The following is a 14,159-nucleotide window of genomic DNA, read 5'->3' on the forward strand; positions in this document are numbered from 1 at the left end:
CGCGGCTTTTTACGGGGGAAAGAAGGGAACAGGTTTTGTCCAAAAAGGAATCGTTTATTAAAGGGACGCTCATCCTGGCGGCGGCAGCTCTCGTCGCCAGGGTGTTGGGTCTCGTTCAGCGCGTTCCGCTGGAGCATATGCTCGGAGACATCGGCAACGCGTCGTTCACCGCCGCCAACACCGTTTATTTGATGCTGCTGACCGTGGCGACGGCGGGTATTCCGAGTACGCTGAGCAAAATGATCTCGGAACGGTACGCGTTGGATCGGCCGGAGGAAGCGGGACGCATCTATTACGCGGCGCTGCTGTTCTCCGGGATGATGGGCGTCGTGATCACGCTTGCCGTGTACATTTTCGCGCCTTGGTATACCCGGATGATTCAACTGCCGGAAGCGGCTCCCGCCATTCGGGCGTTGGCGCCGGCGTTGATTCTGTTTCCGACCATCGCGATGATGCGCGGCTACTTCCAAGGGCGCAACATGATGGCCGTAGGCGGCGTATCGCAAATCGTCGAACAAATCGCGCGCGTATTCACGGCGATTCTGCTGGCTTACATTTTGCTGCAATTGGGCAAGCCCGGCCAGACGATCGCGGCCGGCGCTTCGTTCGGAGGCGTGCTCGGCAGTCTGGGCGCGTTCGCGATCATGCTGATGGCTTCGGTCAAATTGTCCAAAAACGAGCAAAAAAAAGGCAGAAAGCTCATCAACCGTCATGATCAAACGATTCCGCTCAGTCGGATCTACGGCGATATTTTCAAGCTGTCGATTCCGATCGTGTTGTCTGCGCTGGCCGTGCCGGCGATCAACTTTATCGATACGACCATCGTCAAGCCGCTGCTGGTCGGTCAGATCGGCGACGCGTTGGCAACCACGCAGCTCGGTATTCTCGGCAGCCGCGCGCAAAGCGTAGCCGGCATCCCGCCGATTCTCGCGATCGCGCTGAGCACGTCGCTCATTCCGATCATCTCGGCCGCGTTCGCCCGCAAAGACGAAACCCATTTGCAGCAGCAAATCACGCTGGCGATGCGGATCGCGACGCTGACCGGAATGCCGATGGTATTGGCTCTGGGCTTCGCCGCTTACTCGGTTAACGGTCTGCTGTTCAGTACGCTGTACGGTGCGGGAATCATCGCGGTGCTGACGCTGGGCACCATTTTCCAAATCACGATGATGGTCAGCAACTCGATGCTGCTCGGCATGAATTTGGCCCGGCGCTCGATGGTCCACGTCGGCATCGGGATCGTCGTCAAACTGATCGGCAGTCTGGCGTTGGCCCCGGTGTTCGGCATCTACGGAATCGTCGGCATGACCGGCGTCTGTTTCCTGGTCATCACGATGCTGAATCTGCGCACGCTGCGCGGGATCGTGTCATTCTCGGTCCTGGGCAAGCGTTGGCCTGCATTTATCGTGACTTGCATCATTATCTCGGCAGCAAGCTTCGGTCTGAGCGAAATGGGCAGCTGGATGACGGAGTTCATGCATCCGCGCGTAGCCTTCTTTATCGCTTGCGCTGCCGTCGGCGTGATCGTCCCTGCCATTTATCTGCTGCTGCTGGTTATCCTTCGGGTTATCCGTCGCGATGAGCTGGGTACTTACCCGCGCCTGCTGCAAAAGATTCTTCGCCCGTTGATGCGTCTGCAGCGTGCTTGATTTTTCCGATAAGAAGAAACAAAGAGCCTTTCCTTGACGGGAAGGCTCCAAAGTCCAAAGTGTCGAGAAAACCTAACGTAGCTGGAAGCGAGAAGACGAGAGAGAAATTCAGTGAAGGAGCGATAGCGTTCGCCTTTGAAATCGGGAAAATCCCGCTACAATTCAATACTTTTTCCTGATTTCAACACGCGACCGGAACGAATTTCTCTCGGAGTCTTCTCGTTTCCCGCACCAGCGTGACTTTTTCGACAGACCTCAGCCTTCCCTTGACGGGAAGGCTCTTTTGTTGCGCTTACAATTGAAACCAACCGATGCGCTTATTCATTTTTGCATAAGGGTATCCGATATAGGGAGTCGGGGGACAGGTACGAATTGCCTAAGAAATAACAAAAGTCGCAATCATGCATGTCCGGAGGAGAGCGTTTCAAATAAGGGTTTGTCAACTCTTAATCCGAGGAGTGCGTTTTCCTGAGACTTCGTACACGCTTTAAGTACGAAATCTTAGGGGAGCGTAATCTTACTTTTAGCGTTGACAAGATACTAACTTGCGGTCAACGGACAATGGGGGTCCCGAAGTACCGAAGAATGGAGAAAAATTATGTTCACACTGAAAACGAAAGTGCTTCTGGTCGTCGTGGCGGTCTGCATCCTGATCTCCGCGCCGCTTGCGTCGGTGGCCTTGTTCCATCTCAACAAAGAAGCGACGGAAGGCGTGCATGCGGAGCTTAGAGGCACGGTTCGCGAAGCGGCTTCCGAAGTCGACGGATGGATCGCGACACAGTCCAAAGTCGTCGAGACGCTGGGAAAAGTACTTCAGGATACGGTAACGCCGCTGCAAAATATTACGCTGGAACATCTTCAAGCCTACCAGCTTCCGAGTAACCAAGCGGATATCGCCACGATTTATTTCGGACTTGAGGACGGTACATACATCGACGGGGCCGGTTTTATTCCCGATGCTTCATTCGATGCGCGCAAACGTCCGTGGTACGAGGCGGCCAAAGCCGCGAATGCGCTGACGGTGAGTGATGCTTATGTCACCCAGGCCGGCGTGCAGTCGATCTATATCGCGGTGCCGCTGCAAAATTCGGCAGGCGTTTTCCAGGGCGCGATTTCCGAAAATATTGCCTTGACTTCGATTAAAAACAAAGTCGACGCGTTGAAAACGGAAGACTCCTTCACCTTCCTGATGGATGGGAGCGGAGCCGTATTGGCCCATCCCGACGAAGCGCTGCTCAATACGCCGTTGGTTGACCAAGCCGACTACAAGTCCGTTTTTTCAACGATGACAGGCAGTGACGGCGGGCTGGCCGAATATACGTATAAAGGCGACACCCAACTTCTTTATTTCGAAAAGCTGACGGACACGGGGTGGATCGTCGCCACATCCGTTTCCAAAGCAGCGGCTTTTGCCGAATACAACAAGCTGCAAAACTTCTTCCTGATCTTCACCGTAGGGCTGCTCTTGATTCTGGCGGTATTGGCTTATCTGCTGGCTTACCGGACCATTCGCCCGCTGATCGGCATGAAGGACAGCGCTTCGAAGCTGGCTTCCGGCGATATGACGGTACGCGTACCGGTCAAAGGAAAAGACGAAATCGCCCAACTGGGCAATTCGTTCAACGAAATGTCTTCTTCCCTGAACGGTCTGATCATGCAGGTCGATCAGTCGGCCCGCGAAGTTCAGGCGTCCTCGCAAGCGATGTCGCGCGATGCTTCGGGCAGTAACGATATCGCGCGTCAGGTGTCGCTCGTGATCGGCGAAATCGCCCGGGGAGCGGCCGATCAGGCGGAATCCATTCAAGCGGGGGCAGAACGCGTATCGGACATCAACAATACGATTCAGCAAATCTACGCGCAGACGGATCAGGCGCGCTCGGCCGCGGACGAGGCAAGCGAAGCCATGAGCAGCGGCGAGAAAGCCTTTGCCCGCCAGACCGAATTGTCCGAATCGGGGCGGGAATCGACGGATCGCGTGGAAGCGGCCAACCGCTTGCTGCTCGGCAAAATCGAAGAAATTTCGATCATTACCGAAAGCATCCAGACCATCTCCGCACAGACTAATCTGTTGGCGCTGAATGCTTCGATCGAAGCCGCGCGGGCAGGCGATCACGGCAAAGGCTTCGCGGTCGTCGCGTCGGAAGTTCGGCGCTTGGCGGAACAGGCTTCGGCTTCGGCCGTCGAGATCAAAGACCTGTTGGGCGAGTTGAACCAGGCCGGGCGGCAAAGTACGGAAGAGCTGGGGCTGTTCCGCAACAACAGCGATTCGCAAACGGAGTCGATGCGCGAGACGTCCGATTCGTTCGATCGCATTCGAGGTTCTGTGGATGTCATTGTGCGCGGCATCGCTTCGATCGGCGATTCCATGCAGATGCTGCAATCCGGAGCGAATCAAGTGTCGGACGTGATGTCGGGCCTTGCGGCGGTAGCCGAGCAAAGCGCGGCCTCGACCGAAGAAGCGGCGGCTTCGACGACGGAACAATCCGAGACGATCAGCGGGATTTCCGTCGCTTCCGAAGCATTGATGCGTCATGCGGACCGCTTGCTGCTGGAAATCAGCCGGTTCCATACCGAAAAAAATGCCGAAAAGGCGCTACCTGAGGAATCGGATGATTCTGCGGCCGGATTGATGTAAAATAGAGTATCGGTAACGATATCCGAACTTGAAACCGAAGGAGAGATCGAATATGGAACAAATTCGCACGAAAGCCGATTTTGATCGGGAAATCGCAGGCCCGGGCCTGACGGTAGCCGTATTCCGCGCCGATTGGTGCGGCGACTGCCACTTCATCGATCCGTTCATGCCGGAGGTTGAAGAACAGCGCAAAGACCAAGTGAAGCTGATTCAGATCGACGTGGAGGAAGTGGAAGAGGTCAGCCGCGAGCTGAACATTCTAGGCATCCCGAGCTTCGTCGCTTTCTCCGAAGGCAAAGAGCTGGTTCGCTTCGTGAATAAGGCGCGCAAATCGCGTGCCGAGATCGAGACTTTTCTGGATCGCGCTGCAGAGGTGCATAGTCAACTCGCTGCTCGTCAATAAGCGCTGACAGAACGGATCTTGCGGAGTCTTGCCGACTCTCGATTCGCGATTTGCGTTCGAGTCCATCGTCAACCTGCATCGGCTTGAGGCAAGTCGCAAGCCTGTTTTACAGCAAAGAATCCCGCTTCGGTTTTGTGCCGCAGCGGGATTCTTTGCGTGAATCTGTGAATAAAATCATACAAAAGACGCCTATTCGCCGATAAATATGTTTTTGATTTGAACATTTTTTGTCACAAACGAGATTCTTAACCCCGACGCATTTCCGGTATAATGAGAGGAAAAGGCATTTCGAAGTCCGCCGCGCGAGCGTCGGCAAGGATGCCGTCCACTACTTTTGAAATCGGCGGTGAGACTTTTGCAATATAAAGTGTTGAAATGGCTGAGCTACGCGTCTTGCGTGATCATGCTGCTCGTCTCGTTCAACGGCGTAGTCGTAACGAGAACAGGCTCAGGCTTGGAGTGTGGACGCGAATTCCCGCTCTGTCACGGCAAATTCGTTCCGGGCACGACCATCGGTTCGTTGATCGAGTACACGCACCGCTTGACGGCGGGAATCGCGGGGTTGCTGGCGTTAATCACGCTGATCGCGTTCCTGGTTTGGGCACGCAAACGCCGCGACTTCCAAATCTATGCGGCCATCATGGCTTTCTTTGTCGTCGTGCAAGCGATCATGGGCGCGCTGGCGGTCGTATTTTCCCAATCGCCTCCGATCATGGCGCTGCACTTCGGCTTCGCGTTGATCGCGTTCGCGAGCGCGCTGGTGCTGGCGCTATCCGTCCGAAGGGCCGGCAGCCTCGAACGGTATCAAGCGCCTCCGGCCGAGCATCGGGTAAGCAAGCGTACGCGCAACCTGACGATTTTCTCGGCAGCGTTCACCTATGCGGTCGTATACACGGGAGCGTTGGTCAGTCATACGGAGCTCGCGAAAATGTCGGTCGTCCTGCATATCGCTTCGGCCGTGCTGCTGCTGTTCGTCTTGATGGTCGGGCATATGGCGATCCGCAATTACGGCCATATCCGCGATATCCGCAAGCTCGGCATCATCGTCGTCGTATTGATGATCGCGCTGCCGCTTAGCGGCGTGCTCAACCTGGTCGCGCTCGGCAGCGAGTATTACATGTTCGCTCCGATGCTGCATACGTTGATCACGGATTTCTTGTTCGCGTTCCTCTGCTTCCTGAGCATTCGCACATGGGAACTCAGCCGGGTACCGGCAGGCGAAGAAGCATCCGTATCCGTGAAAAAGACAGTGCAAGCGTAAGGTTTGACATGTGTTTCGGACGTCTGTGCAGGGTGGATGAGCGGAGGCTCAAAAGCTTCGTTCGTCCGCTGCATTCGAACGCACATCGGAGTCGACGGAAGTTGGGGGCCTTGCGAAAGGCTCCTTTTCTTCTTCATGCGGAGGCGTTGCGGCCTTGTCCTCAATAGGCAGACAAGCATCCGTTGATGACGATCAGGGAAAAGCGGAAAAAAGGTTATGAAAATTTTCAGGCTAAACCTTTACAAACCGTGTCAAACTGAATATACTGAGTGAAGGATTTAGGTTTGACGCTTTGCACTTTTCGTAATACCAAGCTTTCCAATTAGATATCTCAGATTTTTTCTTATCGAGAGAGGCGGAGGGACAGGCCCGATGAAGCCCGGCAACCGATCCTGTACACGAACGTCGCAAGCAGACGTCGCGTCAGGGTGTCATGGTGCTAATTCCTACAGAATCAAAATGGTTCTGGCAGATGAGAAGGTGACTGTACGCATACGATGCGAGCCCTTTTTGTCTAACCAAAAAGGGCTCTTTTTGATTTCAACCAAAGATGAACGGAAAGACCGGGCGAACCGAAGCGGGGAAAAGAGCTTTCGACGTGCACGCGATTAACTGATGGCTTTAAAGCATCAACGCGGAGCACGGGAGGGGCATATCGGAAACAACCGCTTCGGTGGCCGAGTAGGAGGAACAACGCAGTGATTACCATCAAAAACCTGGTTAAAACATACGGAACAGGCACCAAAGCCACGACCGCGCTGAGCGGTATCGATCTCGAGATCGCCAAAGGCGAAATTTTCGGCATCATCGGCCATTCCGGCGCAGGCAAGAGCACGCTGATCCGATGCATCAATATGCTGGAGCGGCCGACGAGCGGCGAGATTTTGATCGGCAAGACCGACATGACGCGGCTCGGAAAAAACCAGCTTCAGCAGCAGCGCCGCCGCATCGGCATGATTTTTCAACACTTCAATCTGCTGTCTTCGGCCACGGTATACGAAAACATCGCTTTTCCGCTCCGGCTCGTTCGAACGCCGAAAGCGGAGGTTGATCGTAAAGTCAATGAGATGCTGGAGCTGGTCGGTCTGGCCGAACATGCGAAAAAGCACCCTGCGCAATTATCCGGCGGACAGAAGCAGCGCGTGGGCATTGCCCGGGCGCTCGCTACCGACCCCGACGTTCTGCTCTGCGACGAAGCGACATCGGCACTCGATCCGCAGACGACGGATTCCATCCTTCGTTTGCTGCTCGACATCAACCGCAAGCTGGGGCTGACCATTGTGCTGATCACGCACGAGATGCATGTCATCCAGAGCATATGCGACAAAGTGGCAGTCATTCAGGGCGGCGTGATCGTGGAAGAAGGACCGGTTATCGACGTGTTCTTGAAGCCCAAGCAGCCGGTCACGCGGGACTTCATCAATCGGGAATCGGAGAACGCGGAAGCGCTCGACGAAGCCATTCGCGCAACGAACGCCGCATCGTCGCGCACGGTCAAAGTAACGTTCATCGGAGAGCTGACCTACCAGTCGATCCTGTCGCAGACGGTCAAGGAGACGGGCGTGGACTTCGCGATTCTGCAGGGCACGATTTCGCGAATCAAGGAGACGCCTTACGGCCAATTGGTCGTCCGGTTCGAAGGCGATTCGGCCGATATTCGCCGAACGCTGGAACGATTGACGCAGCAGCGGCTTGAAGTGGAGGAACTCGAAGCATGAACAGGGAACTTGATTTTTCACAGGTGAATTGGGCGGAGTTTGGCAAAGCGACCAATGCAACGCTGCAAATGCTGGGCTACTCCAGCTTGTTTACATTAATTTTGGGTCTTCCCATTGGAATTATATTGTTCCTGACCGCACGTTCATCGTCGGTAGGAGCGCGCAGCGTTTACGCGGTCTTGGCTTTTGTCGTCAACCTGCTGCGTTCCGTACCGTTTATCATCCTGATTATCGCGCTGCTGCCGTTCACCAAGTTCATCGTGGACACGCAGATCGGGGTACGCGGGATGATCCCGCCGCTCGTGATCGGCGCCGCGCCGTTCTTCGCACGTCTGGTGGAAACCTCGCTGCGCGAGGTGGATCGGGGCGTGATCGAAGCCGCTCAAGCGATGGGGGCTTCGACAAGGCAGATCGTATTCCGGGTCATTTTGCCTGAATCCTTGCCGGGCCTGATCGCGGGCTTTACCATTACCATCATTACGCTGATTTCCTACACGGCCATGTCCGGTCTGGTGGGCGGCGGCGGTCTCGGTCAACTGGCGGTCAGCTACGGCTATAACCGTTACGAGACGGCGGTCATGTTGGTGGCGCTGGTCATTATCGTCATCATGGTCCAGATCATTCAGATGGTCGGCGATCGACTGGTCAAGCATTTTACCCGTAAGTAGTCTTGAAAAAGCAGCATCATCGTTCATCGGTATCCGGCCGTGCGGATCGCCACAGGCGACCGACACGGCTCCACATACAACATAGGCTGATCAAGCCATACACAAACAAAGGGGCGAACAACATGAAAAAATGGACTTTCGCAGTACTCACAATGGCACTCGTACTTCTGCTGGCCGCATGCGGCAACAGCAGCTCGACGTCGAACACGGCTGCGACCGGATCGACAGATACAGGCACGACGGAGACGGCAGCCGAACCGGTAACGCTTAAAGTCGGCGCTTCGCCAAATCCGCACGCACAAATTCTGGAGCACATCAAACCTGCGCTGGAAGCTGAAGGCGTAAACCTGGAAATCGTTGAATTCACGGACTACATCCTGCCGAACACCCAGCTGAACGAAAAAGAACTGGACGCGAATTTCTTCCAACACCAACCTTACCTGGATGACCAAAACTCCAAACAAGGCACGGATCTGGTAGGCGTAGCCAAAGTACACGTTGAACCGTTCGGCGCGTATTCCAAAAAGATCACTTCGATCGACGAATTGCAAGACGGTGCAACAGTCGCAATTCCGAATGACCCGACTAACGGCGGCCGCGCGCTGCTGCTGCTTGAAAAACAAGGTCTGATCAAGCTGAAAGCAGACGCCGGAATCACGGCAACCGTAGGCGATATCGAAGAAAATTCGAAAAACCTGGAATTCATCGAGATCGAAGCCGCGGCTCTTCCTCGCCAACTGGACGAAGTCGACTTGGCGCTGATCAACACGAACTATGCACTGGAAGCGGGCCTGGTACCGACTGAAGACGCTCTGTTCATCGAAGACGCGGATTCCCCGTATGCGAACCTGCTCGTTACCCGTCAAGACAACAAAGATTCCGACGCGATCAAAAAACTGGTTGCGGCTCTGACTTCCGACGACACGAAAAAGTTCATCGAAGACGAATACAAAGGTTCGATCGTTCCTGCGTTCTAAGAACCCGCGAACGTGATCGACATCTTGCATAACGAAGCCCTGTATCCCGCTTTGCGGGATACAGGGCTTTTTGCTTTTTTAAAAAAGTCCGGCAGCATGCCTAGGATATTTGAATCGGCTGAATGAGCATACGAAAAAACGGCGTCCGCCGAAGCGAACACCGTTTGATTTAAGCAGTCTTAGAAGACTTGAATAACTTCGTTAACGCCTTCGACTTCTTCGAACAGCGCGCGCTCGATACCGGCTTTCAGCGTGATTGTGGAACTTGGGCAGCTGCCGCAAGCGCCAACCAGCTTCAGCTTCACGATGCCGTCTTCAACGTCTACCAATTCAACGTCTCCGCCGTCGCGTTGCAGGAAAGGACGCAGCTTGTCCAGCACGTCGGATACCTCGTCATACATTTCAAGTTGTGCATTTTCACTCATTATAGTCAGCTCCTCTCAAATGTTTGAAGCGTACAGTCGGAACGGCTTAACCACTTCGGAGATCATTTTTGCAAAACGATGAAAGCATAAATCAAATTTTGCAAAAGTCTCTCTTGTATTATAATATAAATGGATCTAAATTTAAAGAACCATTACACGTTTACCGTCATGCGGCTGAGAATAAATAAGAATAGGTGAGAAAACATGATCAGACCCATTATCGAGTTCTGCGCCAGCAACATGCATCACGGCACGCAGGAACTTTTCAATAAGCTGGATACCAATCCCGAGTACGACGTGATCGAATACGGCTGCCTCGGCAACTGCACGGAATGCGACTACGGCCCCTACGCGATGGTGAACGGCGATGTCGTCGAAGCCGACACGATCGAAGCACTGGAAAAAGCGATCGACGCCAAAATGAACGAAGAAGATCCGTGGGCTTCGTTGGACTTGGATTGAGACACCGCTTCGATCAAGGGTATTACGGTTTGAACGAAGAAAAAGTTCCGTCAACGCGATTTTGCGTATGAACGGAACTTTTTTCTTATTTATTTTCTGAAAAAATGAACGAAAACTGCGCTGGAGACCAATACATAGAGAAAGAAGAGAGGAGGGTCAACGTTGAACCCGAACGATCACGTTCATCTGGTCAAATGCACATTGGAAGGAAGCGCTGAGGCTTATAGCGACTTGTACGAGCAAACATCAGGAGATGTTTACAAACTCATCCGCTTTCTGTTGAGAAATGCCGAGGATGCCAAAGACGTGACGCAGGAGACGTATTTGCAAGCTTACCGAAGTCTGCATCGTTTCGATCAAAGCCGAGAGTTTCGACGCTGGTACCTTGTCAACGCTACAAGTAAGGTTACGCCCGAATGAAACGCACCTAAAGCGTGTACCTTTCATTCGAACGTAATCCTCTGATTAAGAGTTGATAAGGTACTAGTTGACCGGCATAGCGCTGCGGCAAGTCAACGCGCATCGTCGACGTCGCGTATTGCAGTGGAAAAAAGTGGCCTCGGCGGCTCGTCAAGAAAAAGTGCGGGAAGAAGATTTCGCGGGCGCGCTTGTGGATCAGCTTAGCGACGGCGGATGGGCAGCTCGAATCGCCGCACTCGCTGCAGCTGTCATGTTAATCCTGCCCGTGGGGTCCTATGCCGGCTATCAGTATCTGGCGGACTCTATTTACGGAGCGTCGGGCAACGGTATCGCTTTCCGGGGAGATTTGTCGGAGTATGAGCATTTGGAGGACAAACTGAGATCCGCGCAAGCGCAGCTTTCCGCAACCGACTATGCTCGACTCGAAGAATTGATCCGTCAAGTCGCCGCGCTTCAAGCCTCCGTTGATGAAGCCGGGGGTCAAAATGCGATGAGCGCCGAACAGATTCAACAGTTGAAGAGCCTGGAGCAGTAGCTCGCAGAGATCAGTACCGAAAGCGCCGCGCCGAAAGATCCAGATCAAGTCGTCACCGAAGAAGAGTTCTGGAATCCGATTTTGATCGAAGCCCGAAAATCGTTTATGCCAAATGAGTATGAAGAAGTTGAACGTTTAATCGTGCTCATGCGTTCTTATGATTCCGGAGCCGAAGAAGCCACATCCATTCAAGCCGATCAAACCTTAGATGAATTAAATGCTTATTTAGAAAAAATCGGTCATGAAATCAAAGTTGGATTTTAACGAATAGAAAAAGAAAGATATCTTTTGTAAACAGAAAAGGTAGTTATCCCGCTAACAAAAAAGAAGCCGTACTCGGTCGGAGTACGGCTTCTTAAGGTGGTGAAATTCGTTCGATGTTTGAGAGATGCCCTGGCGCAGGGGAATTTCATGTAGAAGCGCCAGCGTTCGCCTTTGTTTTCAGGAAATCTCCATTATAGAATCGAATCCAATTTCCTGAAAGCAACACGCGATCGAAATGAAAGTTCCCCGCAGCTTTCGGCTCCTCCCGAACTTCGAGCAATCGGATTTTACCGGCTGCGAGAAGCCGATCCCCTCTAACCGAGGTTGTGCTTCGACATCCATAATACGCCGCTTTTCAACAGACGCGGCACGCGCCCCGTAATCGACGTATCGCCGATCACGTTCAAGCCGAAGCCGGCTTTTTGGCCGAGCGAGCCCAGCATGCCTTTGAGTTTGATCGGCTTGAGCTTAGGCGTCTCGTTTTTCCAGAATGCCAGCAGCACATGCGCGATCTGTTCGCCCTGCGCTTCGGCAGCTTGAGCGCTCGGCGCAAACTGGAGGCTGGCACAGTCGCCGCAGACGAAAATATCCGGGTGGTCGGGCACCTGCGAATATTCGTTGACCACGACGCGACCCGAACGGTCTTTGGTCACGTTAAGCTTTTGCACCACTTCGACGGGTTGAATTCCTGCGGTCCAGACCACGGCATCGGAATGCATCAGTTCGTCGCCGTTATAGAGAGCATCCTGTTCGACGCGGCTGATCGACACTTTATGGCAGACCTCGACGTCGTGCTTTTTGAACCATTCCTGCACGTAACGCGAAATCCGAGGCTGGTAAGAAGACAGTAGACGGTCGCCGCGGTCCAACAGCGTGATCCGAAGATCATGCCGGCTTTCGCGCAGCTCCGCCGCCAACTCGATGCCGCTCAGTCCGCCGCCTACGATATGCACGTGCGCCGACGGCTTCATGCTGCTCAGCTTGTCGTTGGTACGACGCGAAGCATGCAAAGACTGGATGCTGTACGTAAATTCTTCCGCGCCCGGAACGCCGTGATAGTTATCCGTGCAGCCCAGCGCAATAACAAGCTGGTCGTACGGAACCGGTTCGTCATTTTGCAGCAGAACCTGTTTGTTTTGAATATCGATCTCTTCCACCGTACCGAAATGCTTGGTCATGCGCGGATGGTCGGGGAACGAGATGCGCAGATGGTGGTCGGATACCGTTCCGGCCGCCAACGCGTAGTATTCCGTTTTCAGTCCCATGAAAGGCAAACGGTCGATCAAAGTCACATTCACGTCGGAAGGAAGCTTTTCGAGAAGTCCGTCCAAGATGGTCAGGCCGCCGTAGCCACCGCCGAGAATAACGAGATTTTTCATGTGCAGGTCTCCTTGTGAATGAAATAGTGGAAAAGACGGAGCCGGCAGCGGTTTTCGACGAATGAGGGCGGCCGACTTCGAATTTGATCCGGAATCTTGAGCGAACGTCTCTCCAAACTCCAGCTTGAACTCGGACGCTTACCGGTCTATGATCTGTACGATTATTCGTGAACCTCAATCTCGTTGTAGAACGTGTCGCGTTCCACCGGAATGCGGCCGGCTCCTTTGATGAGCCAAATCAATTCTTTGCGCGTCAATCCTTCCGGAGTAACGGCGCCCGCCGCGTGGCTGATCCGTTCTTTTACAATCGTGCCGTGAGCATCCGACGCGCCGAACGTAAGCGCCATCTGCGTAAGCTGCGTGCCGATGTTGATGAAGTACGCTTTGACGTGGTCGATGTTGTCGAGCATCAGACGGCTAATCGCGATCGTCTTCAAATCTTCATAGGCCGAGTTGCGGCGCATGATGCTGGCGTTGCGGTTTTTCGGCTGCATGGACAGCGGAATGAAGACCATGAATCCGTTAGTCTCGTCTTGAAGCTCGCGGATTTGGATCATATGGTTGATACGGTCTTCGTAACTTTCGATCGAACCGTACAGCATCGTCGTGTGCGTGCGCATACCCAGCTTGTGGGCCGTGCGGTGCACTTCGAGGTAGCGATCCACGTTAGCCTTGTTTACGCGCATTTTTTTACGATACTCGTCGGACAGAATTTCCGCGCCGCCGCCTGTCAAAGATTGAAGGCCTGCTGCTTGAAGCGCTTTGAGTACATCTTCAATGGACATGCCGCTGATGCGCGTAAAGAAGTCGATTTCCGCTGCGGTATAAGCTTTGATCGTGACTTCCGGGAAATGCTTGTTCAGCGCGGCCAGCGAATCCACGTAATACTGGAACGGTACATGGTTGTTGTGACCGCCTACGATATGGAATTCGCGTACGCCCGGCGTGATGTTTTCCTCGACGTAACGAACCATTTCGTCGCCGCTCAGCGTATACGAACCTTCTTCGCCCTGGTCTTTGCGGAAGTTGCAGAATGCGCAGTGGGCTTCGCAGACGTTGGTGAAGTACAAACTCATGTTTTCGATAAAATAGACTTTTTTGCCGTTCTTGCGCAGATTGGCCTCGTTCGCCAACTGGCCGATCGTCAAAATATCCTCGCTCTGATATAAATAAACACCGTCTTCCAAGCTCAAACGTTGTCCGTTGTGGACCTTTTCCGCGATTTCCGCCATGCGCTTATCCGTTGTCGGATTGATGATTGTGGACATTAGTGTGAACCTCCTCGTTGATCCCGAGGCGGCGCGGATCGCGCCGAACGGGCGGGTCCGGGTCGAACCGGAAAAATTGGACTACCGACAAAAGC

General features: G+C 53.7%; 14 protein-coding genes and 1 riboswitch. Of the genes, 11 read left to right on the plus strand and 3 right to left on the minus strand.

Features of this window, described 5'->3' with window-relative positions; all coding sequences use genetic code 11:
• Window positions 1–35 precede the first annotated feature (35 nt).
• The 7 genes from HRQ63_RS11645 (at window position 36) to HRQ63_RS11675 (ending at window position 9,311) form a co-directional block, all read left to right on the plus strand.
• The gene (locus tag HRQ63_RS11645; RefSeq protein ID WP_172243666.1) at window positions 36–1,649 is read left to right on the plus strand and encodes a putative polysaccharide biosynthesis protein; all 1,614 of its coding nucleotides are present in this window, start codon (window positions 36–38) and stop codon (window positions 1,647–1,649) included.
• A gap of 598 nt (window positions 1,650–2,247) precedes the next feature.
• The gene (locus HRQ63_RS11650) at window positions 2,248–4,284 is read left to right on the plus strand and encodes a methyl-accepting chemotaxis protein (protein ID WP_172243669.1); all 2,037 of its coding nucleotides are present in this window, start codon (window positions 2,248–2,250) and stop codon (window positions 4,282–4,284) included.
• A 52-nt stretch (window positions 4,285–4,336) separates the two neighbouring features.
• A complete protein-coding gene (locus HRQ63_RS11655) occupies window positions 4,337–4,687 on the plus strand; it encodes a thioredoxin family protein (RefSeq protein ID WP_172243672.1) in 351 nt (116 codons plus the stop codon).
• Window positions 4,688–5,042: 355 nt separating this feature from the next.
• Complete coding sequence (locus HRQ63_RS11660) at window positions 5,043–5,948, plus strand: COX15/CtaA family protein (RefSeq protein ID WP_172243675.1); 906 nt, start codon at window positions 5,043–5,045, stop codon at window positions 5,946–5,948.
• Between the two features lie 340 nt (window positions 5,949–6,288).
• Window positions 6,289–6,427: riboswitch (SAM riboswitch) on the plus strand.
• 219 nt (window positions 6,428–6,646) lie between these two features.
• Window positions 6,647–7,666: a methionine ABC transporter ATP-binding protein gene (locus HRQ63_RS11665; protein WP_172243678.1), complete on the plus strand. Its 1,020-nt coding sequence runs from the start codon at window positions 6,647–6,649 to the stop codon at window positions 7,664–7,666.
• Window positions 7,663–8,334 (plus strand): methionine ABC transporter permease, encoded by a 672-nt coding sequence (locus tag HRQ63_RS11670; protein ID WP_037291206.1) that lies wholly within the window; start codon window positions 7,663–7,665, stop codon window positions 8,332–8,334. Before HRQ63_RS11665 ends, HRQ63_RS11670 begins: the two co-directional genes overlap by 4 nt.
• Window positions 8,335–8,456: 122 nt before the next feature.
• On the plus strand, window positions 8,457–9,311 hold the full coding sequence (locus HRQ63_RS11675; protein WP_172243681.1) for a MetQ/NlpA family ABC transporter substrate-binding protein: 855 nt from the start codon (window positions 8,457–8,459) through the stop codon (window positions 9,309–9,311).
• Between the two features lie 179 nt (window positions 9,312–9,490).
• On the opposite strand, the gene HRQ63_RS11680 is transcribed toward HRQ63_RS11675, so the two are convergent.
• Window positions 9,491–9,736, minus strand: a complete 246-nt coding sequence (locus tag HRQ63_RS11680) for a NifU family protein (RefSeq protein ID WP_172243684.1) — start codon at window positions 9,734–9,736, stop codon at window positions 9,491–9,493.
• A gap of 204 nt (window positions 9,737–9,940) precedes the next feature.
• On the opposite strand from HRQ63_RS11680, the gene HRQ63_RS11685 reads away from it, so the two are divergent.
• The 4 genes from HRQ63_RS11685 (at window position 9,941) to HRQ63_RS11700 (ending at window position 11,417) form a co-directional block, all read left to right on the plus strand.
• Entirely contained in the window at window positions 9,941–10,198 is a 258-nt protein-coding gene (locus HRQ63_RS11685; protein WP_172243687.1) for a YuzB family protein, read from the plus strand.
• Window positions 10,199–10,360: 162 nt separating this feature from the next.
• A complete protein-coding gene (locus HRQ63_RS11690) occupies window positions 10,361–10,618 on the plus strand; it encodes an RNA polymerase sigma factor (RefSeq protein WP_172243690.1) in 258 nt (85 codons plus the stop codon).
• A 67-nt stretch (window positions 10,619–10,685) separates the two neighbouring features.
• Window positions 10,686–11,153 (plus strand): hypothetical protein, encoded by a 468-nt coding sequence (locus tag HRQ63_RS11695; RefSeq protein WP_172243693.1) that lies wholly within the window; start codon window positions 10,686–10,688, stop codon window positions 11,151–11,153.
• Window positions 11,154–11,234: 81 nt separating this feature from the next.
• A complete protein-coding gene (locus tag HRQ63_RS11700; RefSeq protein ID WP_172243696.1) occupies window positions 11,235–11,417 on the plus strand; it encodes a hypothetical protein in 183 nt (60 codons plus the stop codon).
• Window positions 11,418–11,731: 314 nt separating this feature from the next.
• Here the strand turns inward: HRQ63_RS11700 and HRQ63_RS11705 are convergent, their stop codons facing one another.
• Both HRQ63_RS11705 and mqnE read right to left on the minus strand, forming a co-directional pair.
• Window positions 11,732–12,796 carry an NAD(P)/FAD-dependent oxidoreductase gene (locus HRQ63_RS11705; RefSeq protein ID WP_172243699.1) on the minus strand — a complete coding sequence of 355 codons (1,065 nt, stop codon included), beginning with the start codon at window positions 12,794–12,796 and terminating at the stop codon, window positions 11,732–11,734.
• A 161-nt stretch (window positions 12,797–12,957) separates the two neighbouring features.
• Window positions 12,958–14,064: an aminofutalosine synthase MqnE gene (mqnE, locus tag HRQ63_RS11710; RefSeq protein ID WP_172243702.1), complete on the minus strand. Its 1,107-nt coding sequence runs from the start codon at window positions 14,062–14,064 to the stop codon at window positions 12,958–12,960.
• Window positions 14,065–14,159: the final 95 nt, after the last annotated feature.

The organism is Saccharibacillus endophyticus (assembly GCF_013185185.1).
Taxonomy (GTDB): domain Bacteria; phylum Bacillota; class Bacilli; order Paenibacillales; family Paenibacillaceae; genus Saccharibacillus; species Saccharibacillus endophyticus.

Bases quoted from the DNA above. Each gene is read 5' to 3' on its own strand.
- HRQ63_RS11655 (WP_172243672.1), top strand. From the start codon at position 4,337: ATGGAACAAATTCGCACGAAAGCCGATTTTGATCGGGAAATCGCAGGC.
- HRQ63_RS11680 (WP_172243684.1), bottom strand. From the start codon at position 9,736: ATGAGTGAAAATGCACAACTTGAAATGTATGACGAGGTATCCGACGTG.
- HRQ63_RS11675 (WP_172243681.1), top strand. From the start codon at position 8,457: ATGAAAAAATGGACTTTCGCAGTACTCACAATGGCACTCGTACTTCTG.
- HRQ63_RS11670 (WP_037291206.1), top strand. From the start codon at position 7,663: ATGAACAGGGAACTTGATTTTTCACAGGTGAATTGGGCGGAGTTTGGC.
- mqnE (WP_172243702.1), bottom strand. From the start codon at position 14,064: ATGTCCACAATCATCAATCCGACAACGGATAAGCGCATGGCGGAAATC.
- HRQ63_RS11705 (WP_172243699.1), bottom strand. From the start codon at position 12,796: ATGAAAAATCTCGTTATTCTCGGCGGTGGCTACGGCGGCCTGACCATC.
- HRQ63_RS11685 (WP_172243687.1), top strand. From the start codon at position 9,941: ATGATCAGACCCATTATCGAGTTCTGCGCCAGCAACATGCATCACGGC.
- HRQ63_RS11650 (WP_172243669.1), top strand. From the start codon at position 2,248: ATGTTCACACTGAAAACGAAAGTGCTTCTGGTCGTCGTGGCGGTCTGC.